Origin of the sequence: Streptomyces sp. CA-179760, from assembly GCF_050937045.1 — a bacterium.
GTDB lineage: Bacteria > Actinomycetota > Actinomycetes > Streptomycetales > Streptomycetaceae > Streptomyces.
The window spans coordinates 1,849,451-1,874,106 of sequence record NZ_JBNJLZ010000001.1; the positions used below are offsets into that span (position 1 = coordinate 1,849,451).

22 protein-coding genes and 1 tRNA gene are annotated in these 24,656 nt (G+C 71.1%); 4 read left to right on the plus strand and 19 right to left on the minus strand.

All coding sequences use genetic code 11. From position 1 onward, the window contains the following. From secD to pgsA, 13 genes are all read right to left on the minus strand, one after another. Complete coding sequence (gene secD, locus ACQEV8_RS08150; protein WP_432958553.1) at nt 1–1,770, minus strand: protein translocase subunit SecD; 1,770 nt, start codon at nt 1,768–1,770, stop codon at nt 1–3. 132 nt (nt 1,771–1,902) lie between these two features. Further along, nucleotides 1,903–2,418, minus strand: a complete 516-nt coding sequence (gene yajC, locus ACQEV8_RS08155) for a preprotein translocase subunit YajC (protein WP_432958555.1) — start codon at nt 2,416–2,418, stop codon at nt 1,903–1,905. 184 nt (nt 2,419–2,602) lie between these two features. Continuing rightward, entirely contained in the window at nt 2,603–3,706 is a 1,104-nt protein-coding gene (gene ruvB, locus ACQEV8_RS08160) for a Holliday junction branch migration DNA helicase RuvB (RefSeq protein ID WP_432958558.1), read from the minus strand. A 22-nt stretch (nt 3,707–3,728) separates the two neighbouring features. After that, nucleotides 3,729–4,334 (minus strand): Holliday junction branch migration protein RuvA, encoded by a 606-nt coding sequence (gene ruvA / locus ACQEV8_RS08165; protein WP_432958561.1) that lies wholly within the window; start codon nt 4,332–4,334, stop codon nt 3,729–3,731. Then, nucleotides 4,331–4,870 carry a crossover junction endodeoxyribonuclease RuvC gene (gene ruvC / locus ACQEV8_RS08170; RefSeq protein ID WP_432958562.1) on the minus strand — a complete coding sequence of 180 codons (540 nt, stop codon included), beginning with the start codon at nt 4,868–4,870 and terminating at the stop codon, nt 4,331–4,333. Before ruvC ends, ruvA begins: the two co-directional genes overlap by 4 nt. A 201-nt stretch (nt 4,871–5,071) precedes the next feature. After that, nucleotides 5,072–5,824 (minus strand): YebC/PmpR family DNA-binding transcriptional regulator, encoded by a 753-nt coding sequence (locus ACQEV8_RS08175; protein ID WP_328337440.1) that lies wholly within the window; start codon nt 5,822–5,824, stop codon nt 5,072–5,074. Nucleotides 5,825–5,872: 48 nt separating this feature from the next. Further along, on the minus strand, nt 5,873–6,481 hold the full coding sequence (pdxT, locus tag ACQEV8_RS08180) for a pyridoxal 5'-phosphate synthase glutaminase subunit PdxT (protein ID WP_432958564.1): 609 nt from the start codon (nt 6,479–6,481) through the stop codon (nt 5,873–5,875). Between the two features lie 13 nt (nt 6,482–6,494). Then, nucleotides 6,495–7,400, minus strand: a complete 906-nt coding sequence (pdxS, locus tag ACQEV8_RS08185) for a pyridoxal 5'-phosphate synthase lyase subunit PdxS (RefSeq protein ID WP_432958566.1) — start codon at nt 7,398–7,400, stop codon at nt 6,495–6,497. 135 nt (nt 7,401–7,535) lie between these two features. Then, nucleotides 7,536–8,117: a hypothetical protein gene (locus tag ACQEV8_RS08190; protein ID WP_432958568.1), complete on the minus strand. Its 582-nt coding sequence runs from the start codon at nt 8,115–8,117 to the stop codon at nt 7,536–7,538. 146 nt (nt 8,118–8,263) lie between these two features. Next, nucleotides 8,264–8,806: a hypothetical protein gene (locus ACQEV8_RS08195; RefSeq protein WP_432958570.1), complete on the minus strand. Its 543-nt coding sequence runs from the start codon at nt 8,804–8,806 to the stop codon at nt 8,264–8,266. A 97-nt stretch (nt 8,807–8,903) separates the two neighbouring features. After that, on the minus strand, nt 8,904–10,067 hold the full coding sequence (locus ACQEV8_RS08200; RefSeq protein WP_432958572.1) for a glycosyltransferase family 4 protein: 1,164 nt from the start codon (nt 10,065–10,067) through the stop codon (nt 8,904–8,906). Beyond that, on the minus strand, nt 10,064–10,972 hold the full coding sequence (locus tag ACQEV8_RS08205; RefSeq protein ID WP_432958574.1) for a phosphatidylinositol mannoside acyltransferase: 909 nt from the start codon (nt 10,970–10,972) through the stop codon (nt 10,064–10,066). Before ACQEV8_RS08205 ends, ACQEV8_RS08200 begins: the two co-directional genes overlap by 4 nt. Next, nucleotides 10,969–11,718 (minus strand): phosphatidylinositol phosphate synthase, encoded by a 750-nt coding sequence (pgsA, locus tag ACQEV8_RS08210; RefSeq protein ID WP_432972535.1) that lies wholly within the window; start codon nt 11,716–11,718, stop codon nt 10,969–10,971. The genes ACQEV8_RS08205 and pgsA overlap by 4 nt, the downstream gene beginning before the upstream one ends. Nucleotides 11,719–11,935: 217 nt before the next feature. Here pgsA and ACQEV8_RS08215 point away from each other — a divergent pair, with 217 nt between their 5' ends. Together ACQEV8_RS08215 and ACQEV8_RS08220 are read left to right on the plus strand one after the other, a co-directional pair. Next, nucleotides 11,936–14,134, plus strand: coding sequence for an elongation factor G-like protein EF-G2 (locus ACQEV8_RS08215; RefSeq protein WP_432958577.1), 2,199 nt, complete (start codon nt 11,936–11,938; stop codon nt 14,132–14,134). A gap of 171 nt (nt 14,135–14,305) precedes the next feature. Continuing rightward, nucleotides 14,306–15,973: a hypothetical protein gene (locus tag ACQEV8_RS08220; protein ID WP_432958579.1), complete on the plus strand. Its 1,668-nt coding sequence runs from the start codon at nt 14,306–14,308 to the stop codon at nt 15,971–15,973. 139 nt (nt 15,974–16,112) lie between these two features. Here ACQEV8_RS08220 and ACQEV8_RS08225 read toward each other — a convergent pair whose 3' ends face one another. The 4 genes from ACQEV8_RS08225 to ACQEV8_RS08240 all read right to left on the minus strand — a co-directional run bounded on the left by ACQEV8_RS08225 (nt 16,113) and on the right by ACQEV8_RS08240 (nt 20,660). Then, nucleotides 16,113–16,673: an HIT family protein gene (locus ACQEV8_RS08225; RefSeq protein WP_403891242.1), complete on the minus strand. Its 561-nt coding sequence runs from the start codon at nt 16,671–16,673 to the stop codon at nt 16,113–16,115. Nucleotides 16,674–16,739: 66 nt separating this feature from the next. Further along, complete coding sequence (gene thrS, locus ACQEV8_RS08230; RefSeq protein WP_432958581.1) at nt 16,740–18,716, minus strand: threonine--tRNA ligase; 1,977 nt, start codon at nt 18,714–18,716, stop codon at nt 16,740–16,742. Between the two features lie 118 nt (nt 18,717–18,834). Beyond that, a complete protein-coding gene (locus tag ACQEV8_RS08235) occupies nt 18,835–20,097 on the minus strand; it encodes a hypothetical protein (RefSeq protein ID WP_432958583.1) in 1,263 nt (420 codons plus the stop codon). Then, the gene (locus ACQEV8_RS08240) at nt 20,094–20,660 is read right to left on the minus strand and encodes a DUF4365 domain-containing protein (RefSeq protein ID WP_432958584.1); all 567 of its coding nucleotides are present in this window, start codon (nt 20,658–20,660) and stop codon (nt 20,094–20,096) included. The genes ACQEV8_RS08235 and ACQEV8_RS08240 overlap by 4 nt, the downstream gene beginning before the upstream one ends. 169 nt (nt 20,661–20,829) lie before the next feature. On the opposite strand from ACQEV8_RS08240, the gene ACQEV8_RS08245 reads away from it, so the two are divergent. Beyond that, complete coding sequence (locus ACQEV8_RS08245; RefSeq protein ID WP_215122594.1) at nt 20,830–21,558, plus strand: 3'-5' exonuclease; 729 nt, start codon at nt 20,830–20,832, stop codon at nt 21,556–21,558. Between the two features lie 66 nt (nt 21,559–21,624). On the opposite strand, the gene ACQEV8_RS08250 is transcribed toward ACQEV8_RS08245, so the two are convergent. Both ACQEV8_RS08250 and ACQEV8_RS08255 read right to left on the minus strand, forming a co-directional pair. Further along, nucleotides 21,625–21,696, minus strand: a tRNA-Val gene (locus tag ACQEV8_RS08250). A gap of 39 nt (nt 21,697–21,735) precedes the next feature. Next, nucleotides 21,736–22,182: an SRPBCC family protein gene (locus ACQEV8_RS08255; protein WP_432958585.1), complete on the minus strand. Its 447-nt coding sequence runs from the start codon at nt 22,180–22,182 to the stop codon at nt 21,736–21,738. Nucleotides 22,183–22,244: 62 nt separating this feature from the next. Here ACQEV8_RS08255 and ACQEV8_RS08260 point away from each other — a divergent pair, with 62 nt between their 5' ends. Further along, nucleotides 22,245–24,653, plus strand: a complete 2,409-nt coding sequence (locus ACQEV8_RS08260) for an SCO7613 C-terminal domain-containing membrane protein (protein WP_432958587.1) — start codon at nt 22,245–22,247, stop codon at nt 24,651–24,653. The last annotated feature ends 3 nt before the right edge of the window (nt 24,654–24,656 follow it).

The following is a 24,656-nucleotide window of genomic DNA, read 5'->3' on the forward strand; positions in this document are numbered from 1 at the left end:
TCAGGCCTCCTTCGGGTCGGCGGGGGCGGCGGGGCGGCGGGTACGGCGCAGCGGCGGCTCGGCACCCAGGCTCTTCGGGTCGAGGCCGGACCACTTGTGGCCGTTCGCGAAGAACGGGCGGCGGGCCATCAGTGTCAGCAGCGGCTTGGTGAAGAGGAACACGACGACCACGTCGAGCAGGGTGGTCAGGCCGAGCGTGAACGCGAAGCCCTGGACCTTGCCCACGGTGACGGCGAACAGCACCGCGGCGGCGAGGAACGACACGAAGTCGGAGACCAGGATGGTGCGCCGGGCGCGCGGCCAGGCCCGCTCGACGGCGGGGCGCAGGGAGCGGCCCTCGCGGATCTCGTCACGGACGCGTTCGAAGTACACGATGAACGAGTCCGCGGTGATGCCGATGGCGACGATGGCGCCGCACACGGCCGGCAGGTTCAGCGCGAAGCCGATGGCCGGGCCGAGCAGGGCCATGAGCGTGTAGGTGAGGGCCGCGGAGACCAGCAGCGAGAGGAGCGCGATGAACGACAGACCGCGGTAGTACGCCAGCAGGTAGATGACGACCAGCGCGAGACCGATGGCGCCGGCGATCAGTCCGGCCTGCAGTTGGTCGCCACCCAGCGCCGCGGTCACGGTCGTCATGCTGTCGACCTTGAAGGTCAGTGGCAGCGCGCCGTAACTCAGCATGTTGGACAGTTCCTGAGCGGACTGCTGGTTGAAGTTTCCGGAGATCTCGGCGTTTCCGCTGGTCAAGGCCTCCTTGACGGACGGATCGGAGACCACGTCGCCGTCCAGGACGATCGCGAACTGGTTCTGCGGCGGCTGGTTCTGGGCCAGCTTGCCGGTGATGTCGCCGAACTTCTTGGCGCCCCCGTCGGTGAAGTCCATCTGGACCGTCCAGCCCGCGCCCCTCTGGGTGTCCAGAGTGGCCTGAGCCTTGTCGACGTCCGTGCCGTCGACCTCGGCGGGGCCGAGGATGTACTTCTGCCACTGGCCCTGCGAGTTCTTGCCGCAGGCCAGGGTCATCTCGGAGGCCTTGACGCCGTCGCCCACGGTGGAGCGGGTCTTCTCATCGGTGCAGTCGAGCTTGGCGTACTTCGCCTGCAGCGCGCTCGCCTCGGCCTCGGCGGAGCCTCCACTCGCCGACGGGGAGGGGCTGGCCTTGGCCTTGTCGTCCGAGGCGCTCGCCGACGGGGTGGCGTCGGCCTTCAGCGCGTCGGTGACCGCGCGGCCCTGCGTGGTGGGGGTGGCCGACGGGGAGGCGGAGTTCTTGTCGGTGGCCTCGGGCTTGTCGGTGGCCTTGCCGGACGGCTTGTCCGAGGGGCTGCCGGTGGGGCTCGGGGAGGGGCTGGCCGTGCCCTTGCCGCCGGAGACCTCGGTGGTGAGGACCGGGCGGAAGTAGAGCTTGGCGGTGGTGCCGACCTGCTTGCGGGCCTGCTCGGAGTTCGTCCCCTTGGGGATGTTGACGATGATGTTTTCCCGGCCCTGTGTCTGGACCTCGGACTCCGAGACGCCAAGACCGTTGACCCGTCGTTCCATGATGGAGACGGCGGTGTCCATGTTGGTCTTGTTGATGGCCGCCTCGTTGCCGGCTTCGGGGACCGCGCGGAGCGTGATGCTCGTGCCGCCGGCCAGGTCGATGCCGAGACGTGGTTTCGTGTGCCCCGAAGCGAACATCCCACCGGTGAGCGCCACGAGGGCGATCAGAATCAGGACCAGCGAGCGACCCGGCTTGCTCTGGGTGCTCGCGCTCCGGCCCTTTTTAGGTGTGGCCACCTTCTCGTACTCCCTCTCGGGCCACCTCGCTCCGGATCGGCGGACGGGCGGCCATGACATGGTGTCGGGACTCCGTGCGAGCTGGGCGTGTCCCGGGGTGCGCGGGCCGGGCCCGCGCACCCCGGGACACGACTACTTCGCCTCGGAGCCGCCGTCGGTCTTCTTCGGCTCTGCGTCCGTCTTCGCCTCGGCGGCCGGGGTGTCATCGGCCGGGGCGTCGCCGCCGGCCGGCTCGTCGGCCGCGTCCTTCTTGCCGAGGTCGACGGCCTTGTCGTCAGCGCCGGCGTCGGCGGCGGAGTCGTCGGTCTCGGTGAGGGAAGAGGCGTCGTCCGGGACGATGTCGGCGTCGGACTTCAGGTCGTGCTCGATGCCGTGGACGACGCGGTTGTACTCGTCGTCGCTGAGTACGGCACCGATGGCGTTCTTGGCGAAGAGGAGCTCGACACCCGGGCCGGCGTCGACGAGGACGGTGTCCTCGTTCACCTCCTTGACCGTGGCGTAGATGCCCCCGATGGTGCGGACACCGCTGCCGGGCTGCATCTGGTTCCGCATGTCCACGGCCTGCTGCTGCTTCTTCTTGGCCGACCGGGTCATGAGGAACATGGCCCCGATGAGCACAATGAACGGGAGGAGGGTCAGGAGACTCACGGTCGGTACTTCCTTCACACGACCGCGCTGTGAGCGGCCAGATGGTTGGGGGTATGTACGCCGCCGACAAAGACGGCATCGGCGGAGTCTAAGCGAGTCCGCGCGCATGGAACAACGCTCAGCATGGCACCGGGGTTCCTGCTGCGGCCACTGGCCTCGCCGTCCCGGAACGGTGACGGCGCCGTCACGCCCCGAACAGGTCCTGTTGTCCCTTTCCACCGGTTTGGGAGCGGGGCGGGGTGAGGCCGAGATGTGCCCATGCGGCGGGCGTGGCGACCCGGCCGCGCGGGGTGCGGGCCAGCAGGCCCTCCCGTACCAGGAAGGGCTCGGCGACCTCTTCCACCGTCTCACGCTCCTCCCCCACCGCGACAGCGAGCGTGGACAGGCCGACGGGGCCGCCGCCGAACAGCTTGAGCAGGGCTTCCAGGACACCTCGGTCGAGGCGGTCGAGGCCGCGCTCGTCCACCTCGTAGACGGCGAGGGCGGCCGCCGCGATGTCCTTGGTGATCAGTCCGTCGGCCTTGACCTGGGCGTAGTCCCGGACGCGGCGCAGCAGGCGGTTGGCGATGCGGGGGGTGCCGCGGGAGCGGCCGGCGATCTCGGCGGCGCCCTCCGGAACGACTTCGACCTCCAGGAGGTGGGCCGAGCGGTGGATGACCCGCTCCAGTTCGGCCGGTTCGTAGAACTCCATGTGGGCGGTGAAGCCGAAGCGGTCGCGCAGCGGGGGCGGCAGCAGCCCCGCGCGCGTGGTGGCGCCGACCAGGGTGAACGGGGGCAGCTCCAGGGGGATGGCGGTGGCTCCCGGGCCCTTGCCGACGATGACGTCGACGCGGAAGTCCTCCATCGCCATGTACAGCATCTCCTCGGCGGGCCGGGACATGCGGTGGATCTCGTCGAGGAAGAGGACCTCGCCCTCCTGGAGGGAGGAGAGGATCGCCGCGAGGTCGCCGGCGTGCTGGATGGCGGGGCCCGAGGTGATGCGGATGGGGGCTTCCATCTCGGCCGCGATGATCATCGACAGGGTGGTCTTGCCCAGGCCGGGGGCGCCGGAGAGCAGCACGTGGTCGGCGGTGGCGCCACGCGCGCGTGCGGCGCGCAGGACGAGGTCGAGCTGCTCACGGACCTTCTCCTGGCCGATGAACTCGCCCAGGTCCTTCGGGCGCAGGGCGGCCTCGACAGCCTGGTCCTCACGGTCGGCGACAGAGTCCACCAGCCGCTCCGCGGCGGGCCCGACGAGCCGCTCGGCGGCGGAGGTGCCGGTCGGGTCGGTCGTGTCGTCCCAGTTCATGATGTGCCTCGGTGTGTGGGGTTCAGCGGGCGCGGTTCAGGGTCTGGAGGGCGGCCTTCAGCAGCTGGCCGACCTGTGGAGCACCCTCGGCGGCCTCGGCCTGCGGAGCGACGGCGGTCACGGCCTCGTCGGCCTCCCGGGTCGCGTACCCGAGGCCGATCAGGGCCGCGTGCAGCTGGTCGCGCCAGCCGGTGCTGACGGGCGCACCGACCGCCGGGGCGCCGAGCGGCTCGCCGAGCCGGTCCTTCAGCTCCAGGAGCAGCTTCTGGGCGCCTTTCTTGCCGATGCCGGGAACGGCGGTGAGCGCCTTCTCGTCGGCGGTGGCGACCGCCCGGCGCAGGGCGTCCGGGGTGTGGACGGCCAGCATGGCCTGGGCGAGTCTCGGTCCCACGCCGCTCGCCGTCTGGAGCAGCTCGAAGGTCTGCCGTTCGTCGTCGTCCGCGAAGCCGTACAGGGTCAGTGAGTCCTCCCGTACGACGAGGGAGGTGTGCAGCTTGGCGGGGCGGCCGACGCGGAGCGTGGACAGGGTGTTCGGCGTGCACTGCACGGCCATGCCGACGCCGCCGACCTCGACGACCGCGGCATCGGGGGCGAGCGCGGCGACCGCGCCGCTGACGAAGGCGATCATGTCGTTCGGCCTTTCGGTGCTTTGGCTGTGTGCAGGGCGACGGCCTGCTGGAGTCGGTTCTGCGCGGGGGCGCGCCAGATGTGACAGATGGCGAGGGCGAGGGCGTCGGCCGCGTCGGCCGGCTTGGGCGGTGCGCTGAGCCGGAGGAGGCGGGTCACCATCGCGCCCACCTGGGCCTTGTCGGCCCGGCCGCTGCCGGTGACGGCGGCCTTGACCTCGCTCGGGGTGTGCAGCGCCACGGGGATCCCGCGGCGCGAGGCGCACAGGATGGCGACGGCGCTGGCCTGGGCGGTGCCCATCACCGTACGGACGTTGTGCTGGCTGAAGACGCGCTCGACGGCGACGGACTCCGGCCGGTGCTCGTCCAGCCACTGTTCGATGCCCTGTTCGACGGCGACGAGGCGGTGGCCGAGGTCGGCGTCCGCCGATGTCCGGACGACGCCGACGCCGATCATCGTGAGCGGCCGTCCGGCGACGCCCTCGACCACGCCGACACCACACCGGGTCAGTCCCGGGTCCACCCCCAGCACGCGCACGCGCGCCCTCCCCTCTTTGCGGCTGAACCGCCGCCGCTCTCGCGGACCTGGCTGAGCACCGTCGGGGTTCCTCAATTGATGGTTACGGTCCGTGGACGGTGATCTTTGACTGCCGCCAGGCTATCCGCTGGCACTGACAACAGCGGCGGGCCGGTGGGACGTGTCCCACCGGCCCGCCGAGACTCGCGGCGCGCGGCAGCGTTACGCGTCGACCTTCTCCATGACCTCGTCGCTGACGTCGAAGTTGGCGAAGACGTTCTGCACGTCGTCGCTGTCCTCGAGCGCGTCGATCAGCTTGAAGATCTTCTTGGCGCCCTCCTCGTCCAGCTCGACCTGGACGGACGGCACGAAGCTGGAGTCGGCGGAGTCGTAGTCGATCCCGGTCTCCTGGAGAGCGGTGCGAACCGCGACCAGGTCGGTGGCCTCGCTGATGACCTCGAAGGACTCGCCGAGGTCGTTGACCTCCTCGGCGCCCGCGTCCAGGACGGCCGTGAGGACGTCGTCCTCGCTCAGCTCCCCCTTGGGGACGATGACGACGCCCTTGCGGCTGAACATGTAGGACACCGAGCCCGGGTCGGCCATGGAGCCGCCGTTGCGGGTCATGGCCACGCGCACGTCGGAGGCGGCGCGGTTGCGGTTGTCGGTGAGGCACTCGATGAGCACGGCGACGCCGTTCGGGCCGTAGCCCTCATACATGATCGTCTCGTAGTCGGCGCCGCCGGCCTCGAGGCCGCCACCGCGCTTGACCGCGGAGTCGATGTTCTTGTTCGGAACTGACTGCTTCTTGGCCTTCTGGATCGCGTCGTAGAGAGTCGGGTTGCCCTCGATGTCGACGCCGCCCATCCGGGCCGCGACCTCGATGTTCTTGATCAGCTTCGCGAAGAGCTTGCCGCGCTTGGCGTCGATCACGGCCTTCTTGTGCTTCGTCGTAGCCCATTTAGAGTGGCCGGACATCTGCCTGTCTCCTTCGCGTAACCCATCTCAGCAACGAACGCAGGAATCCTACAAGGACTCGGCTGTACGGTTCGCGCGCACCATGTCCACGAACAGGCCGTGCACACGGTGGTCGCCGGTCAGTTCCGGGTGGAACGACGTGGCCAGAGCCACGCCCTGGCGGACCGCGACGATATGGCCGTCGTGCTCGGCGAGCACCTCGGCCGCGGCACCGACGGACTCGACCCAGGGGGCGCGGATGAAGACGCCCTCCACCGGGGCTCCCTCGACGCCCTCGACGTCGACGGCCGCCTCGAAGGACTCGTTCTGCCGGCCGAAGGCGTTGCGGCGCACGATCATGTCGATGCCGCCGATGGTCTCCTGGCCCGAGCGCGGGTCGAGGATCTTGTCGGCGAGCATGATCATGCCTGCGCACGTGCCGTAGACGGGCAGGCCGTCCCGCACGCGCGCGCGGAGCGGCTCCATCAGGCCGAACAGGACGGCCAGCTTGGAGATGGTGGTGGACTCGCCGCCGGGGATGACGAGGCCGTCCACCTCGGCGAGCTCTTCGGGGCGCCGCACCGGCCTGGCCACGGCATCGGCCGCGGCCAGGGCGACGAGGTGCTCCCGTACGTCGCCCTGGAGGGCCAGGACGCCTATGACGGGGGTGTCGCTCATGGGTTCCTCTGCCTTACCAGCCGCGGTTGGCGTAGCGCTCGGTCTCGGGGAGGGTGTCGCAGTTGATGCCGACCATGGCCTCGCCGAGGTCGCGGGACGCGTCCGCGATGATCTTCGGGTCGTCGTAGAAGGTGGTGGCCTTCACGATGGCGGCGGCGCGCTTGGCCGGGTCGCCGGACTTGAAGATGCCGGAGCCGACGAAGACGCCCTCGGCGCCGAGCTGGCGCATCAGGGCCGCGTCGGCCGGGGTGGCGACGCCGCCGGCGGAGAACAGCACCACCGGGAGCTTGCCCAGCTCGGAGACCTCCTTGACCAGCTCGTACGGGGCGCGCAGGTCCTTGGCGGCGGCGTACAGCTCGTTGTTGTCGTAGCCGCGCAGGCGGGCGATCTCGTTCTTGATCTGGCGCAGGTGGCGCACGGCCTCGACGACGTTGCCGGTGCCGGCCTCGCCCTTGGAGCGGATCATCGCGGCGCCCTCGGCGATGCGGCGCAGGGCCTCGCCCAGGTTGGTGGCGCCGCAGACGAAGGGGGTGGTGAAGGCGAACTTGTCGCTGTGGTTGACCTCGTCGGCCGGGGTGAGGACCTCGGACTCGTCGATGTAGTCGACGCCGAGGGACTGCAGGACCTGGGCCTCGACGAAGTGGCCGATGCGGGACTTGGCCATGACCGGGATGGAGACGGCGCCGATGATGCCCTCGATCATGTCCGGGTCGGACATGCGGGCCACGCCGCCGTCCTTGCGGATGTCGGCCGGGACCCGCTCCAGGGCCATGACGGCGACGGCGCCCGCGTCCTCGGCGATCTTCGCCTGCTCCGGCGTGACGACGTCCATGATGACGCCGCCCTTGAGCTGCTCGGCCATGCCGCGCTTCACACGGGCGGTACCGGTCTCGGGAGCCTGGTTTTCGGAGATGGACACGGGTGACCTCGCTGCTGGGAAAGAGGGGTTTTGTGCAGCACCGAGGAAACGTGAGGGGAGCAGGCCACAGCAAGGGCCAATGGGAAGCCGGTGGATTCTTTTTCCGGCTCGTGCCGCTGGCTGGACAGCCGGATGTCAGAGCGGACGGGCGGGAGAGATCACGGTCAGACCTGCCCCGGTCTTCATACTCATCGGCTCCGGCGACGACCTCAGGAGCCTGGCCGTGAGCGGTTCGCGTACCAGCATCCGGTCCCGGACGACCGGCAGCCTCTCCCCTTCGTAGAGCACGGCCGAGTCCCAGTCATCAGGGTCACCTTCTCCCCGCCGGTCGACGATCACGGCGCGGGCCGGCGTCGAAAGTCCCGTCGCCGCCGCGACGACGGCTGCCTCGACCGTGTCGGCCTGCTCCGGTGTGAGGCCGTCCAGCCAGAGCGTCTGGATCTCGCAGCCGAGCGGTTCGTACGAGTAGGAATCGACGACGTCGATGTCCGCGGAGAACCACCATTGCATCGTGACGGACGCGATACGCATGCCCAGGAGGTGACCCAACTCCTCCGGACGCATGAGGACCTGGTCGCCCTCGACGTCGAGCACCACGGCCGCGCCTCTCACCGGGTGCACGAGCCCGATGCCGTGTGCCTCGAAGAGCCGCACCTGCTCGGCGAAGACCGACGTGGCCCCCGACTCCCGGTACCAGCGGATGAATCCGTCAGCCATGGACCGATCCCCGATGAAGAGGGTCGTCGATGACGACGGCATGCAGGACGGTGCCGACCAGAGCCTGAATCGGCAGCACAGCACCTCCGAATTTCGAGTTCCGCACAGCAATCCGATTCGCCAACCCTGAACTCAAGCAGAAAGGTCTAGGCGGCCCGGTCCACCAGAGCCGCCGGAGGCTCGTCGTCCATTTCGAAGGCCATCGGAAAGGGCGCGTGACCGGCCAGCCGGAACCAGCGCACCTTGCGGTGCCTGCGCAGGGCCCGGGCCGCCCGTACGGCGTCGTTGTGGAAGCGCCGGGCCATCGGAACCTTGCGGACGGCCTCGGTGAGCTCCCGCGCCGCCTCCTCTCCCCCGGGCGCCTCGCGTACCGCCTCCACCTGCGCGGACTCGGCGAACACGGCGCGCAGTGCCTGACTCAGCTCGCTCTCCAAGACCTCCCGCTGTTCCTCCTCCGCCTGACGGGCGGCGTGCGCGGCCTCGTAGAGCACGATCGAGGCGGCCGGGTCCAGGACCCCCGATGTCGCCAGTTCCTGCGCCACCGAGGCCCGGCGCAGCAGCTGCGCGTCCAGGGCGGCCCGGGCGGCGTCGATCCGGGCGTGGAGACGGTCGAGCCGGCCGGCGGTCCAGCTCAGGTACAGCCCGATCGCGACCAGGGCGACGGCGATCCAGATGAGAGTGGTGGTCACGGGCGGCAAGGCTAGCGGCCCGACCGGCATCCCGGTTCACCCCGCCCCCGCCGAGCCGCCCTTCGGCTCGGCCCGAGAGGAAGCAGTCCGTCCGGCTTCAGTCCCGGGCGAACCCCAGCCTGGCCCGCAAGCCGGTCACCCGGTCGTCCTCGGCCACCGCCGCCGCGCCCGCCGTCACCGTCTCGTAGACGGACAGGATGTCCGCGCCGACGGTCGACCAGTCGAAGCGCCGCACATGGGCGCTCCCCCGCTCGCGCAGTTCCGCGAGCCGATCCGGGTCGTCCAGAAGCCGGACGGCCGCGTCGGCGAGGGCGTCGGCGTCCTCGTTCGGGAACAGTTCGCCGGCCTCGCCCCGGTCCAGGACCTGCGCGAAGGCGTCCAGGTCGGAGGCGAGGACGGGGGCGCCGGCGGACATGGCCTCGACGAGGATGATGCCGAAGCTCTCGCCGCCGGTGTTGGGGGCGACGTACAGGTCGACGCTGCGCAGGAAGCGCGCCTTGTCCTCGTCGCTGACCATCCCGAGGAACTCGACGCGGGAGCGCAGCTCGGCCGGCAGTGTCTCCACCGCTTCCACCTCGTCGCCGCGCCCCGCGACCAGCAGCCGGGTCTGCGGGCGGGCGGCGAGGATCTTCGGCAGGGCCTTCATGAGGACCGGCAGTCCCTTGCGGGGCTCGTCGATGCGCCCGATGAACCCTATTGTGTCGCCCTGCCACTCGGCCTTGGGCTCGGCCTCGGCGAAGAAGTCGACGTCGACGCCGTTCGGGATCACGACCGCGTCCCCGCCGAGGTGCTCAACCAGCGTGCGCCGGGCGTACTCGCTCACCGCGATCCGCGCGCTGATCTTCTCCAGGGCGGCCTGGAGGATCGAGTACGCGGCGATCATGGCCCGGGAGCGCGGGTTGGACGTGTGGAACGTGGCGACGATCGGGCCCTGCGCCGCCCAGCAGGTCAGCAGGCCCAGCGAGGGCGAGGTCGGCTCGTGGATGTGGATCACGTCGAACGCGCCGTCGTGCAGCCACCGGCGCACCCGGGCCGCCGAGAGGAAGCCGAAGTTCAGCCGGGCCACCGAGCCGTTGTACGGCACCGGCACAGCGCGCCCGGCCGAGACGACGTACGGCGGCAGCGGGGTGTCGTCGTCCGCCGGGGCGAGGACGGAGACCTCGTGGCCGAGGCGGATGAAGTACTCGGCCAGATCGCGGATATGGAACTGGACGCCGCCCGGTACGTCCCAGGAGTACGGGCAGACGATGCCGATCCTCACGTGGATCCCTTCGCTGGATCGAGGTCCGCGAGCCACAGACGCTGCAGCATGTGCCAGTCCTCCGGATGGTCGGCGATCCCCGAGGCGAAGACGTCGGCCAGCGCCTGTGTCATCACAGACGTCTTCTCGGCGCGGGTGCCTGACTCGGGCACCTCGACCGGTGGGTGGAGGCGGCCCCGCATCACGGGCGAGTCGTCGTACCAGAGAGTGACGGGGAGCAGCAGTGCGCCCGTCTGCTGGGCGAGCAGGGCGGGTCCGGCCGGCATGCGGGCGGTGTCGCCGAAGAAGTCGACCTCGACGCCGGAGGCGGACAGGTCGCGGTCGGCGACCAGGCAGACCAGGCCGCCGTCGCGCAGCCGCCGGGCCAGGGTGCCGAAGGCGGTTCCGCCGCTGTGCGGCAGGACCTCCATGCCGAGGCTCTCGCGGTAGGCGACGAACCGGTCGTACAGCGTCTCCGGCTTCAGGCGCTCGGCCACGGTCGTGAACGGGATGCCCAGCGCGGTGGTGACCCAGGCGCCGGCGAGGTCCCAGTTGCCCAGGTGCGGGAGGGCGAGTATGACGCCCTTGCCCGCGGCCATGCCCTCGGTGAGGTTGTGGATGTCCTTGGGGTCGAAACCGGCCTTGATCCGCTCCTTGCTCCAGGCGGGGAGCCGGAAGGACTCCATCCAGTAGCGCAGGTAGGAGCGCATGCCCGCGCGGGAGAGCTCGGCCAGCCGTTCGGGGCCGGCGTCGGGCGCCACGCGCGCGTAGTTGCTCTCCAGGCGCTGTACGCCCTTGCCACGCTGCTTCCAGGCGAGGTCGGCGATGGCATGCCCGAGCCGTACGGCGACCGGCTCGGGGAGCTTCCTGACGGTGCTCCAGCCGAGGCCGTACAGCGTGTCCGTCAGCCGGTCCTGCGCGCTCACGTGGCCGCCTCGCTCCCGTGAGAGGCGTTGTGCTGCTCGCCTTCATTGTCCTGCGCGGCGGCCTCGGCCTCGGCCGACTCCCGGCGGACCGTGACGACCCGCTGGATCAGCGTGACGAGGCTGCCCACGGCGACGATCCACAGGGCGACGGGCAGCAGATACTGGATGCCGGGCACACCGAACCCGTGCAGGCCCGCGAGCCCGGCCGCGACGAGCGAGATCACCAGCCGCTCGGCCCGCTCGACGAGCCCGTTGACGGCGACCGGCAGACCGATCGACTCGCCGCGGGCCTTGGTGTACGACACCACTTGGCCGCTGGCCAGGCAGAAGATCGAGACGGCGCACAGGACGAGGTCGTCGCCGCCCCCGGCGTACCAGAGGATGAAGCCGGCGAAGATCGCGCCGTCGGCGACCCGGTCGAGCGTGGAGTCCAGGAAGGCGCCCCAGCGGCTGGAGCGGCCGAGCTGGCGGGCCATGTTGCCGTCGACGAGGTCGGAGAACACGAAGAGTGTGATCACGATCGTGCCCCAGAAGAACTCGCCCATGGGGTAGAAGACCAGCGCGCCCGCGACCACACCGGCGGTGCCGATGAGCGTGACGGCGTCGGGGCTGACGCCCAGCCGGATGAGAAACGCGGCGAACGGTGTGAGGACACGCGTGAAGAATGCACGCGCGTACTTGTTCAGCATGGCCTTCCCGAGGGTCGGTGTCGCCGCATGACCCCTGCTGGCCACCGGCTGGCCCATCGTAGCCACGCGCGCGCGTGGCCGAGGGGCGGGCACCCGGACCCCCGCGGTGGATCCGATCGCGCCGCTGGTGGGCGGCGCGATCGCGTCCTTCGTATGGACGCACCGTGACGGGAGTGGGAAGGTCGAATGACCGCGGGCGTCGCCGGAGCCGCCATGCACGCGGAACCGCGTGTCCGCGCCCACAGTGACCTCACCGTGCACGGGAGGCAGGATCATGGGCGACAAAGGACAGACACACCCTGGGGCCGCCGGCAGGGCACAAGCGGCCGACCACCCTCAGTCCGTACGGAATGTGGTGCTGGTCGGCCACTCCGGATCGGGCAAGACCACATTGGTGGAAGCTCTCGCTCTCACCGCGGGGGCGGTGAACCGGGCGGGCCGTGTGGAGGACGGCGGCACCGTCTCCGACTACGACGATATCGAGCACCGGCAGCAGCGCTCGGTGCAGCTCTCCCTGGTGCCCGTCGAGTGGGACGGCATCAAGATCAACGTTCTCGACACCCCCGGATACGCCGACTTCGTCGGTGAGCTCAGGGCCGGTCTGCGAGCGGCGGACGCGGCCCTCTTCGTCGTCTCGGCCTCGGACGGCGTGGACGGCTCGACCCGCATGGTGTGGGAGGAGTGCGCGGCCGTGGGCATGCCCCGGGCCATCGTCATCACGCACCTGGAGGCGGCGCGCGCCGACTTCGAGGAGATGACGCGGATCTGCGCGGAGGCCTTCGGCGCGGACGACCCCGACGCGGTCCTGCCGCTCTACCTGCCGCTGCACGGCCCGCAGGCGCCCGACGGGCACGCGCCCGTGACCGGCCTGATCGGGCTGCTGTCGCAGAAACTGTTCGACTACTCGACCGGCGAGCGCAAGGAGTCGGAGCCGGGCGAGGACGAGCTGCCGCTGATCGAGGCTGCCCGCAACCGGCTGATCGAGGGGATCATCTCGGAGAGCGAGGACGAGACCCTCATGGACCGCTACCTCTGCGGGGAACAGATCGATGTCGGGACACTGATCGAGGACCTGGAGCGAGCCGTCGCGCGCGGGGTCTTCTTCCCCGTCCTGGCCGCCGCCCCCGCGTCCGACGGCGCCCGGCAGGGGCTCGGCACAGTGGAGGTGCTGGAGCTGATCACGCGGGGCTTCCCGACGCCGCTGGAGCACGAGACGGTGCGGGTGACGACGATCGACGGCAAGCCGCGCGAGCTCAAGCCGTGCGACCCGGACGCGCCGCTGGTCGCGGAGGTCGTGAAGACCTCCTCCGACCCGTACGTCGGCCGGCTGTCGCTGATCCGCCTGTTCTCCGGCACCCTGCGCGCCGACCAGACGGTCCACGTCTCCGGGCACGGACTGTCCGACCGCGGCCACGAGGACCACGACGTCGACGAGCGGATCGGCGCCCTGTCAACGCCGTTCGGCAAGCAGCAGCGCCCGGTGTCGCACGTCATCGCGGGCGATCTGGCGTGCGTGGCCAAGCTGAGCCGCGCCGAGACCGGTGACACCCTGTCCGCCAAGGACGACCCGCTGCTCATGGAGCCGTGGCAGATGCCCGACCCGCTGCTGCCGCTGGCCATCCAGGCGCACAGCAAGCCGGACGAGGACAAGCTCTCGCAGGGGCTGTCCCGGCTGGTGGCCGAGGACCCGACGATGCGGCTCGAACAGAACCAGGACACCCACCAGGTGGTCCTGTGGTGCCTGGGCGAGGCGCACGCGGACGTCGCCCTGGAACGGCTGCGCAGCCGCTACGGCGTCCAGGTCGACGTCGTACCGCACCGGGTGTCCCTGCGCGAGACCTTCGCGGTCAAGTCGGGCGGACGCGGCCGGCACGTCAAGCAGTCCGGCGGCCACGGGCAGTTCGCCATCTGCGAGATCGAGGTCGAGCCGCTGCCGGGCGGCTCCGGCATCGAGTTCGTCGACAAGGTCGTCGGCGGCGCGGTGCCACGGCAGTTCATCCCGTCGGTGGAGAAGGGAGTACGGGCCCAGGCCGCCAGGGGAGTCGCCGCCGGGCATCCGCTCATCGACGTACGCGTGACCCTCCTGGACGGCAAGGCGCACTCGGTGGACTCCTCCGACGCCGCGTTCCAGACGGCCGGCGCGCTCGCGCTGCGGGAGGCGGCGTCCGACGCGCGGATCCATCTGCTGGAGCCGGTGGCCGAGGTGTCGGTGCTGGTCGGCGACGACTTCGTGGGCGCCGTGATGAGCGATCTGTCGGGGCGGCGCGGCCGGGTGCTCGGCACCGAGCAGACGCCCGGCGGGCGCACGGTGATCCGGGCCGAGGTGCCCGAGATCGAGATCGGCCGGTACTCGGTCGACCTGCGGTCGCTGTCGCACGGCACGGCGCGGTTCAGCCGCCGGTACGCGCGGCACGAGCCGATGCCTCCACAGGTCGCGGAACGGGTGCGTGAAGAGGCGCGCGAGGCCTCGTAGTTCGCGCCCGGCGCCACCAAATGGACCTGGTGAGCGCTCCCCTCCGCATCGGCGGGCGGCTTGACAGCCGCCCGCCGACGGATGTCGGTGCGTGCGGATACGCTGATGACCTGATCAACAGGTGTGCGGAGCGCGGAAGTCGGGAAGGCCGCAGATGCGGATGCGGCAGCGATGGGGGCGGCAGTGACAGACGGATTCGACTTCAGCCCAGGGGCCCAGGTGCCTTTGGCGGGTTCGGCTGGGCAGACGGCGGCGACCTACGCACTGGCCGCGGCGGCGTACCGGGACGACGAGGTCACCAAGATCCTGAACGCCGACAACGAGTGGCATCAGTCGAAGGTGAAACCGCCGCGTCCCTGGGCGAAGATCCTCCGTCCCCGGTTCGGCGAGGCCTTTTCCCGCGCCATCATCGACCGGATGCTGGGTGCCGGGCGCAACCCCGTCATCCAGTCCTTCGGCATCGAACCCCAGGTCGTCGTGGAGCACTGCCTGGCGGCCCACCGTATCCGCCGCGACCGCGACAACTGGCTCTCGGCGGTCACGGTCCTGTGCGGGGTGCTCTTCCTGCCGGGCTTCCTCGTGTGGCTGCTGGTGTTCACGCTGCGCACCACCATGGCCAAGCGCGAGGACAAGCGCGCCGGCGCCCTCGCCACGACCCTGCTGGTCGCGGTGGGCGCGCTCGCCGTGCTGTTCCTGATCAAAATGCCCTTCACGGGATTCTGGGCCCTGTACGGGCGCGCGGCGGTCATCATGCCGGTCGTCGGCTGGTTCTGGGCCAAGCAGATCTGCGAGCGGACGGCCCGTGACCTGCGGGAGCGCTGGTCGAGCCTGCTGGCGGGCGGCGGCGTGGGCGCCAAGATCCCCGAGGCTGTTCCGGGCAACCCGGGCGACGCGGCCGAGCAGGTGCGCAAGGAGCTGGCCCGCCTCGGCGCCGAGCAGCGATCCAACTCGGTCTTCTACGCCGGCCCCAAGGGCATACTCGGCATGGGCACGCGGTGGGGCAGCTGGCAGCTGGCCGAGGAGCTGGTCTCCGCCGACCCGGACAAGGAGTTCCACCCCTTCCGCAGCTGGGACGTCATCACGGCGATCCAGGGCGGCCTGGGCATGCTGGAGCGCACGTCCATCAACACCGGCGGCTTCACCAAGCCGTCCATCACGCACTGGATCGTCACGCCGATCGGTGAGAAGGCGACGGAGGTGTCCCGGCCGAGCGGCACGGACGTCGACGCGTACACGGTCCGGACGCACGCCATACAGGACATCTGCAACAAGCAGCAGTTCGGCAGCGGCGACCGGCACTACCTCGGTGTGCAGTGGACCCTCTGGGACGGCCATCTGGTGATCACGATGCTGATCACGGTGACCGTGCTGCACGACACCCTGCGCATCGAGATCACCGGACACGCCCTGGGGCCGGTCAACCCCCTGTTCAACGAGAAGCCGGCGGCCAAGGAGAAGGCGGTGCAGAAGGCTCTGCGGTTCTGGGAGACCCGCACCGTGAAGCTCCCGCTGATCGACGCCGACGAGGTGGTACGGCTGGCCGCGCGCGCCCCGCTGACCTGGTACCCGCCGCTGCTGAACTGGCTCGGCGGCAGCCTGACGCTCCCGGAGCCCTTCGGTCTGCGACACGCGTGGGCCGACCAGCCGTGGCGGCACCGCTTCATGGCGGACGACGCGTTGCGGGCGGCTACGCCTGTGCTGCGTGTGGTGCATTCGGCGGCGCTGAAGGTACTGCGGGAGAACGGGGTGAATGTGGAGAAGTTCGGGTCCAGGTCCGCGGCGCTTAGTGGGGCTGTGCAGGAGGCTTCGCCGAAGAAGGCGGATGTGTACGACGCGTAAGCCTCCGGCGGTCGGGCCGATCACCCGCGGGCAGGTGGGGGCTGGTGTCCCTGGGGGCCGCGCCCCCAGACCTCCATCGGCCTGAACGACCTCGTCCGCAAACGCCGGACGGGCTGGGAAGCGGCGACCCGCGCCGGACTCAGCTCGTCGGCCAGGCCTCCGCCAGCATCTTCCGCGTGTCCGCCAGTAGCTGCGGCAGCACCCGCGTATGTCCCACCACCGGCATGAAGTTCGTGTCCCCGCCCCAGCGCGGCACGATGTGCTGGTGCAGGTGCGCCGCGATGCCCGCACCCGCCACCGTGCCCTGGTTCATACCGATGTTGAAGCCGTGCGCGCCGGAGGCCGTGCGCAGGGCCGTCATCGCCTGCTTGGTGAGTTCGCCTAGTTCGGCGGTCTCCCCCGCCGTGAGGTCCGTGTAGTCGGCGACGTGCCGGTAGGGCACGGTCATCAGGTGACCGCCGTTGTACGGGTAGAGGTTGAGCACGGCGTAGACCTGCTCGCCGCGCCGGACGACCAGCCCGTCCTCGTCGGACTTGGCCGGGATGGAGCAGAAGGGGCATCCGTCGCCGGCGCCCGGGCCGCTCGGCTTGTTCTCGCCCTGGATGTAGGCCATCCGATGGGGCGTCCACAGACGCTGGAACGCGTCCTGCGTCCCCACTCCCAGCTGCTGCTCCGGCTCACTCGTCATGCAGTGCAGCATATGGCGTCGAGCTGGGGGGACGGCAAAGGCCCCCGGGATCTCACCGGGGGCCCATGCGCCGTGTGATCAGACCTGCGCCCGCTCCTCGACGACCTTCTGGATCTTGGCGATGGCCTCGTCGAAGGGGATGCCGTTCTCCTGCGAGCCGTCGCGGTAGCGGAAGGAAACGGACTCGTGGGACATGTCCTCGTCGCCCGCGATGACCATGAAGGGCACCTTCTGCTTCTGGGCGTTGCGGATCTTCTTCTGCATCCGGTCGGAGGAGGAGTCGACCTCGACGCGCAGGCCCCTCCGCTTGGCCGCCGCCGCGAACTTCTCCAGGTACTCGACGTGCGCGTCGCCGATCGGGATGCCGACCGCCTGGACCGGGGCCAGCCACGCCGGGAAGGCACCCGCGTAGTGCTCGAGGAGCACCGCGAAGAAGCGCTCGATCGAGCCGAACAGCGCGCGGTGGATCATGACGGGGCGCTGCTTGGCGCCGTCCGCGCCGGTGTACTCCAGGTCGAAGCGCTCCGGCAGGTTGAAGTCGAGCTGGATCGTCGACATCTGCCAGGTGCGGCCGATGGCGTCCTTGGTCTGGACGGAGATCTTCGGGCCGTAGAAGGCTGCGCCACCCGGGTCGGGCACGAGGGGCAGGCCCTGCTTCTCGGCGACCTGGCGCAGCGTCTCCGTGGCCTCCTCCCAGGCCTCGTCCGAGCCGACGAACTTCTCCGGGTCCTTGGTGGAGAGCTCCAGGTAGAAGTCGGTCAGGCCGTAGTCGCGCAGCAGGCCGAGGACGAAGGTGAGCGTCTTGTCGAGCTCCTCCGACATCTGCTCGCGGGTGCAGTAGATGTGCGCGTCGTCCTGGGTGAAGCCGCGGGCCCGGGTCAGGCCGTGCACGACGCCCGACTTCTCGTAGCGGTACACCGTCCCGAACTCGAAGAGACGCAGCGGCAGTTCACGGTAGGAACGCCCGCGCGCGTCGAAGATCAGGTTGTGCATCGGGCAGTTCATGGGCTTGAGGTAGTAGTCCACGCCCTCGTCGAGCTGCATGGGCGGGTACATGCCGTCGGCGTACCAGTCCAGGTGGCCCGAGGTCTCGAAGAGCTTCCCCTTGGTGGCGTGCGGGGTGTAGACGAACTCGTAGCCCTCTTCCTCGTGGCGGCGCCGCGAGTAGTCCTCCATGACCCGGCGGATGATGCCGCCCTTGGGGTGGAAGACGGCGAGGCCGGAGCCGATCTGCTCCGGGACGGAGAACAGGTCCAGCTCGCTGCCGAGCTTGCGGTGGTCGCGCTTCTCGGCCTCGGCGAGGAACTCCAGGTGCGCCTTCAGCTCGTCCTTGGTGGGCCAGGCGGTCCCGTAGATGCGCTGGAGCATGGGGTTCTTCTCGCTGCCGCGCCAGTAGGCGGCCGCGTTGCGCATCAGCTTGAACGCCGGGATGTTCCGGGTGGAGGGCAGGTGCGGACCGCGGCAGAGGTCCTTCCAGCACAGCTCGCCGGTCTTGGCGTCCAGGTTGTCGTAGATCGTCAGCTCGCCGGCACCGACCTCGACGTCCGCGCCGTCGTCGCTGGACGCCGAGCCCTTGAGGCCGATCAGCTCCAGCTTGTAGGGCTCGTTCGCGAGCTCCTCGCGGGCGGCCTCGTCGGTGATCGCACGGCGGGCGAACTTCTGCCCGCGTTTCTGGATCTCCTGCATCTTCTTCTCGATGGCCTTGAGATCCTCGGGCGTGAACGGCTTCTCGACATCGAAGTCGTAGTAGAAGCCGTCCTTCACGGGCGGGCCGATGCCGAGCTTGGCCTCGGGGAAGAGCTCCTGCACGGCCTGCGCCATGACGTGCGCGGTGGAGTGGCGCAGGATGTTCAGCCCGTCCTCGGAGGAGATCTCGACGCCCTCGACCTCGTCGCCCTCGGACAGGGCGTACGACAGGTCCCGGAGTTCGCCGGCCACGCGCGCGGCGATGATCGAGCGCTCGCCGGCGAAGAGCTCGGCGGCCGTAGCGCCCGTCGTCACCACGCGTTCTTCCCGCTCGGAATCGCGCTGGATGATCACACGGACGTCTGACACCGGTCTCTCCTGACTGAAGGTGGGGCTGCGGCGCCGTACGGGAGCGCGCACGAGTATGGATCGTACCGACCCCGGGCCGCCCACCGCGAAATCAGTCCCCGCAGTCCCCGCGGTCCCCTCAGTCCCCGCAGTCCCCGCGCTCCCCTCCGCAGGCCTCCTCGAAGAAGGCCGCCATCCCGGCGTTCTCCTGCAGCGCCTTCATGAGCCGGTCCCGTTCGGCGTCGTCGACCTGCACGGGTACGACGCCGTGGGCGCCGGTGAGGCGCCGGAAGCCGCCCCGGCTCTCCAGCCGGCCCTGCACCCGCACCGGCAGTCCGACGAGGTGGGCGTGCCCGGCGATCCGGTAGCCCTCCTCGTCGAGGGTGATCCGGACGTTCGGGATCTCGGCCCCGGCCAGCACCCGCAGCCGTACGCTGCCCTCGCCGCGCGGCCCCGACCGGCGCAGCCGCACCACCGCTCCGGTGATCCGCACCGGCACGGCGGGTTCCTCGCGCAGGTAGCGGGCGCCCGCCTCGCGCAGGACCGACAGGTCGCCGGGCGAGAACTCGACTGGGTCGACGGAGGGCGCGCAGCCCTCGGGCACACCGGCGGCCGGGGCCCACGCGACGGCGATCCGGGCGCCCTCCGTGCCTGTGACGAGAGCGATGAGCGCCTCGGTGAGCTCGTGGCTCACCCCCGCCTGAACCGCGGCGTCGAAGGCGTCCATGCCGCCCGTGGCGCGCTGGTAGTCGATGGCCTCACGGGCGGCGTACAGCGCCTGATGGAGGCGTACGGCCACGGGCCGGCCGGCGGCGACGGGCACGAAGGCGGTGAGCCGGCCGTCGGCGGCGGAGCCGACGAGGACGCTCTCCAGGGACGCGGCGGCGGAGCGCCGGTGACGGGCGCCGTGATAGCCGGCACGCGCGCGTGCGGCGAGTGCCGCCGCGAGCAGCATCCGGCGGGCCGCGGCACGCAGCCGGTCCTCGACGGCCCAGGGCGCCGCTCCGGCGGGCCCGGCGGGGACGTCGTGCCACCAGCGGATCTCGTCACTGGGCACGGCGAGGGAGACGAGGACCTCGCGGGCGGAGGGCGATCCGCTGCGGGACAGGGCGAGCAGGGCCTCGCCGAGGAGGTCGTCGCTGTCGGGGAAGGCGCGGCTCTCCGGCACCAGCAGACTCGTGCCGCTGCCGCTGCCGCTGCCGCTGCCGGGGCCCGGGCCGGGCGGGGTCCAGCGGCCGTAGCGTCCGGGGGCGCCGCCGCGCCGCAGCCAGCCGTGCCGGCGCAGCAGGGCGCTCAGCACGGCCGGGTCGACCTCGCGGGGCTCGGGCGGAGGGCCGCTCCAGGAGTCGACGGGGTGGGGCCGCACGGCCCTCAGCGGTTCCTCGGTCGGGCGGTGCGTCACGGTTTCCCTCCCGTCCCGACCCGCGTCATGATCTCGCACAGGGCCCGGTCGTCGAAGATGCGTGCGGTCGGTATGCGCACGGTGGTGCGGCTGCGGCCGGTGATCGGCTGGCCGGCGAGGTTGGTCCAGTAGCAGCAGTGCCTGAGGTCGAGCCGGTCGTGGCCGGCGCGCAGCCAGTCGTCCTGGGAGCGCGGCACCAGCATCACCACCAGGATCTTGTGCACCGACACGGGTGTGCGGGCGAGTTTCGCCAGATGGGCGTTGTCGAGAGTGAAGGAGAAGCTGCGGCCCGGCGGGTCGGGCGGCACCTGGTAGGTGGCTTTGAGCTGCACCTTGATGGTGACCTCGTCGTCGACCGTGTGCCCGGGGGCGCTGTGACTGACGTGCCAGTCGATGCCGTTGTCCGGAAACGGCTGGGACAGCGAGCAGCCGGCGGCCGCCGCGACGGCGTGCAGATAGCCGACCTGCAGTGTCTCCATGCAGGCGGTGGTGGCGAGAGTGCCGCGGGAGGGAGCCGTGCGCTCGGGCAGCAGCCCGCCCCGTTCGGGCTGCGCAATGGCCATGGCCAACAGCCTTCCAGAACAAGTGAGTCCCCGTGGCGGGCCGCTGAACTGCAACAACCCGTACTCCTGTTGTCTCCTCCCGGCGTAGTACGCAAACAGCCCGGGTATCACCGAATCGGGCAGCGGACGGTGCGTCAACTGCCGAAGGTGACCGAGGGGTTGTGTGGCTATGACGACGTGCTGGTACGAGGGGGCGCTGGCCGCCTTCGACACGGAGACGACAGGCGTGGACGTCGAGACCGACCGGATCGTGTCGGCCGCCGTCGTCGTCCAGGACGCCCCGGGCGTCCGGCCGCGGGTCAGCCGCTGGCTGGTGAACCCGGGGGTTCCGGTGCCCGCCGAGGCGACGGCGGTGCACGGGCTGACGGAGGAACACCTGCAGCGCAACGGCCGGTGGCCGGCACCGGTGATGTACGAGATAGCGGAGGTGCTGGCCGAGCAGGCCCACGCCGGACGCCCGGTCGTGGTGATGAACGCGCCGTTCGATCTGACCCTGCTGGACCGGGAGTTGCGCCGCCATCGCGCCTCGGCCCTGGACCGCTGGTTCGAGCCGGCGCCGCTGCTCGTGCTCGACCCGAGGGTCCTGGACAAGCACCTGGACCGCTACCGCAAGGGCCGCCGCACACTGACCGACCTGTGCGCGCACTACGGCGTCACGCTGGAGGGCGCGCACGACGCGGCGGCCGATGCCGTGGCTGCGCTGGAGGTCACCCGGGCGGTGGGCCGCCGGTTCGCGTCCCGGCTGGAGCGGCTCGCCCCCGGTGAGCTGCACACCCTGCAGGCGGTTTGGCACGCGGCCCAGGCCCGGGGCCTCCAGGCGTGGTTCGCGCGCAGCGGCGTCGAGGAGTCGGTCGACCCGGCCTGGCCGCTGCGTCCGGATCTGCCGGCGGCGGCCTGAGCACCTGGCCCGGGGCGTCCGGGCATGAAAAAACCGGTCCGTCTGAGACGGACCGGCTGTTTCCGGTGGGCGATACTGGGTTCGAACCAGTGACCCCTTCGGTGTGAACGAAGTGCTCTCCCACTGAGCTAATCGCCCGGGAACGCACTGAACAATACAGGCCCCGGCACGTTTCCTTCAAACCGCTGCGAGGTGCCTGACGAGTCCGCGCCGCCCGGACCGCATCATCAGCGCGTGGTTGGCGCGAAAGACGGGCCGTCCCGGTACGGCGAGCCTCCTCAGCAGCGGCTTGGTCACGCTCACGACCTGGTCGTACCGCGCCAGACTTCCCGGTCCGAGCGGCGTGACCGTCCAGCGTGCCCAGCCCTCGACGTCCCCGGACAGGGCGGTCTCCAGTACCCCGGCCGCGGGATCGCGCCGCACCTCCCGTGCCGTGAAGGTCATGTCGTACGGCAGGACGGAGCGGATCCGGATCACGCCGGTGGTCTCGTCGAGCCGGGTGACCTGCCGGACCTGGCGCCACCAGCGGGGGTAGTCCTCGGCCCGGACCAGCGCCTCGTACACGGCGGCGGGCGGCGCGGTCAGGGGCCACAGACTGCGGAAACGATAGTGGTTCCAGTCCATGCCCGCAGTGTGCCCACTCCTGGCGGGGGCTTGTATGAGTACGCGCCTGAGTATCCGCACTCATGCCGTGCGAGGTGACGCGGACCACACTCCCAGGCATGACGCACCTTCCGCCCCCGGCCGAGGAGTTGCGGCTCCTCGATGCCGAACTCCGGCAACTGGAAGCCCGCAGGGCCCAGTTGCTGACCCGTCGCGCCTGGCTGGTCTCGGCCCTGCAACGGGCCCAGCAGCCGTTGCCGGTGGCATGGTCACCCACGGCGCCGCCCCGCCCGGAGACCGCCGCGCCCAGCGTGCAGAACGTCCTCCTGGTCCTCGGCGGTGTACTGCTCACGCTCGCGGCCGCGGTCTTCACCCTGGTCAGCTGGGGTCATATGGGCATCACCGGGCGGGCGCTGGTGCTCGGCGCGGTCACGCTGGCCGCGCTCGCCGGGCCCGTGCTCCTGCTGAAGCGGGGGCTGCGGTCGACGGCCGAGTCCGTGGCGGGGCTCGGGCTCGCCCTGACCGTCCTGGACGCCTACGCGCTGCACGAGGCCGCCCTCACCCAGACGGACGGGACCGGGTACGCGGCGGCCGCGTCAGCGGTGCTCGCGGTGATCTGGTCGGCGTACGGCCTGCTTCCGGCCACGGCCGCCCTGCGGCTGCCCCTGCCGTCCGCCCTGGCCGCGGCCCAGTTCCCGCTGCTGCTGTGGGCCCTGGCCGCAGACGCGGGCCCGTACGTGATCACGGCCGCGCTGCTGGTGACGGCCGGGCTCGACACGGTGGTTGCGCTGCGGCTGACGGCCGGGCCGGTGCGGATCGCCGCTGTCGTCGGTGCGTACGGCATGGGCGGCTGGGGCGTCCTGGCCGCCGGCTGGCTGTCCCTGGCGGCGGACGATCCGGGAGCCGCTGCCCGAGCCGGGGGGCTTCTCCTGCTCGCGGCGGCCATCGCGCTGGTCGCGGCCTGGCGGGGCCCGGGCACGGGGCACCCCCTCGGTCTCGCGATGGCCTCGGGGTTGCTCATGGTCGGCGCTCTGGGCGGAGTGGCCCGCTCCGCGCTGCCGGACATGTGGGCGGTTCCGGCCCATCTGGTCTGCGGCATCACCCTGTTGGCGGTGGTGTGGGCCGGACGGCTGCCCGACGCGATACGGCGGGGGTTGGCCTGGGCCTCCGGTGTCGTACAGGCGCTGGCGCTGCTGTGGACCCTGCCCGTCGTCATCGTGGTGCTGCTGGGTCCGGCGGGCTGGGTGGGCCGGGTGTGGAGCGGCGCTCCTTCGGATGCCCGCACCGCGGTGACCGTCGACGCTCCCTGGCCTCCGGACTCGGCGGCGGCACCGGCCGTGTTGGTCGCCGTCGCGGCCGTTCTCGCCCTGGCGATCCGTACGGAGCCTTGGGGTGCTCGGGCCCGGCTCGGCGCGCTGGGCCTGCTCTGGGCGACGGCGCTGACGCTTCCGGCGGTTCTCGGGACTCCGTACGTCGCGGGGATGTCGGTCCTCGGGGTCGTGACGGCGGCCACGCTGTACGTGCGCCGGGACGCGGTGCCTGCCACGCGGCTCGCCACTCTCGGCCTGGCCCTGGTCACCTCCGTCAGCCTCGCCCTGACCGCTCTCGCCTCCCAGGCCGCGACCCTCGTGGTGCTGTCCGTGCTGGTGGCACTGTTCGCCGCGGCCTCATGGCAGGCGAGCGTCGCCCCGGTCACGGCTCCGGCCGCCCTCGGGTACGCCGCCGCCCTGGCGTCGGCCACCGGTGCCGCCGCGGACTGGCCTCCGGCCATAACCGCCCTGCTGGTCCTCGTCGTCCCCATGGCCGCCGCGCTGCTCGCGGCGCGTCTCGGTGAGCACCGGGCGACCCTGCCGGTCGAGATCGTGGGAGCCGTCACCGGACTGCTCGCCGTGGGCCTCACCATCACCGATCCGCCGCTGCTCGCTCTGGTGCTGGCCCTGTGCGGAGTGATCGCCGCGGGCACGGCACTCCGTCCCGGCCGTCGTCCCGTCGGCTACGCGGCCACAGCCCTGTTCGTGCTCGCCGCCTGGGTACGCCTGGCCGCCTGGGACGTCGGCACACCCGAGGCCTACACGCTCCCGGTGACCGTGCCCGCACTGCTCGTCGGCGCCCTGCGCCGGCGCCACGACCCGCGGGCGTCCTCCTGGACGGCGTACGGCCCCGGACTCGCCGCCACCCTCCTGCCGAGCCTCGTCGCGGCCTGGGCCGAGCCGCACTGGACGCGACCGCTGCTGCTGGGCACGGCGGCACTGCTGGTCACCCTGCTGGGCGCGCGGCACCACCTCCAGGCGCCGCTGGTGCTCGGCGGCGCGGTGCTGGCTCTGGTCACACTGCACGAACTCGCCCCGTACGTCGTGCAGGTGACGGGCGCGCTCCCCCGCTGGGCGCCCCCCGCCCTCGCCGGACTCCTGCTGCTCGCACTCGGGGCGACGTACGAGCAGCGGATCAGGGACGTCCGGCGGGTTCGGGAGGTCCTGGGGAGGATGAACTAGCCG

Coding starts and splice junctions, on each gene's coding strand:
- ACQEV8_RS08215 (WP_432958577.1), top strand. CDS start 11,936: ATGGGCGACAAAGGACAGACACACCCTGGGGCCGCCGGCAGGGCACAA.
- ACQEV8_RS08245 (WP_215122594.1), top strand. CDS start 20,830: ATGACGACGTGCTGGTACGAGGGGGCGCTGGCCGCCTTCGACACGGAG.
- ruvA (WP_432958561.1), bottom strand. CDS start 4,334: ATGATCGCCTTCGTCAGCGGCGCGGTCGCCGCGCTCGCCCCCGATGCC.
- ACQEV8_RS08255 (WP_432958585.1), bottom strand. CDS start 22,182: ATGGACTGGAACCACTATCGTTTCCGCAGTCTGTGGCCCCTGACCGCG.
- pdxT (WP_432958564.1), bottom strand. CDS start 6,481: ATGAGCGACACCCCCGTCATAGGCGTCCTGGCCCTCCAGGGCGACGTA.
- ACQEV8_RS08260 (WP_432958587.1), top strand. CDS start 22,245: ATGCCGTGCGAGGTGACGCGGACCACACTCCCAGGCATGACGCACCTT.
- ACQEV8_RS08240 (WP_432958584.1), bottom strand. CDS start 20,660: ATGGCCATTGCGCAGCCCGAACGGGGCGGGCTGCTGCCCGAGCGCACG.
- ruvB (WP_432958558.1), bottom strand. CDS start 3,706: ATGAACTGGGACGACACGACCGACCCGACCGGCACCTCCGCCGCCGAG.
- pgsA (WP_432972535.1), bottom strand. CDS start 11,718: ATGGGCCAGCCGGTGGCCAGCAGGGGTCATGCGGCGACACCGACCCTC.
- ACQEV8_RS08220 (WP_432958579.1), top strand. CDS start 14,306: ATGGGGGCGGCAGTGACAGACGGATTCGACTTCAGCCCAGGGGCCCAG.
- ACQEV8_RS08175 (WP_328337440.1), bottom strand. CDS start 5,824: ATGTCCGGCCACTCTAAATGGGCTACGACGAAGCACAAGAAGGCCGTG.
- ACQEV8_RS08225 (WP_403891242.1), bottom strand. CDS start 16,673: ATGCTGCACTGCATGACGAGTGAGCCGGAGCAGCAGCTGGGAGTGGGG.
- ACQEV8_RS08190 (WP_432958568.1), bottom strand. CDS start 8,117: ATGGCTGACGGATTCATCCGCTGGTACCGGGAGTCGGGGGCCACGTCG.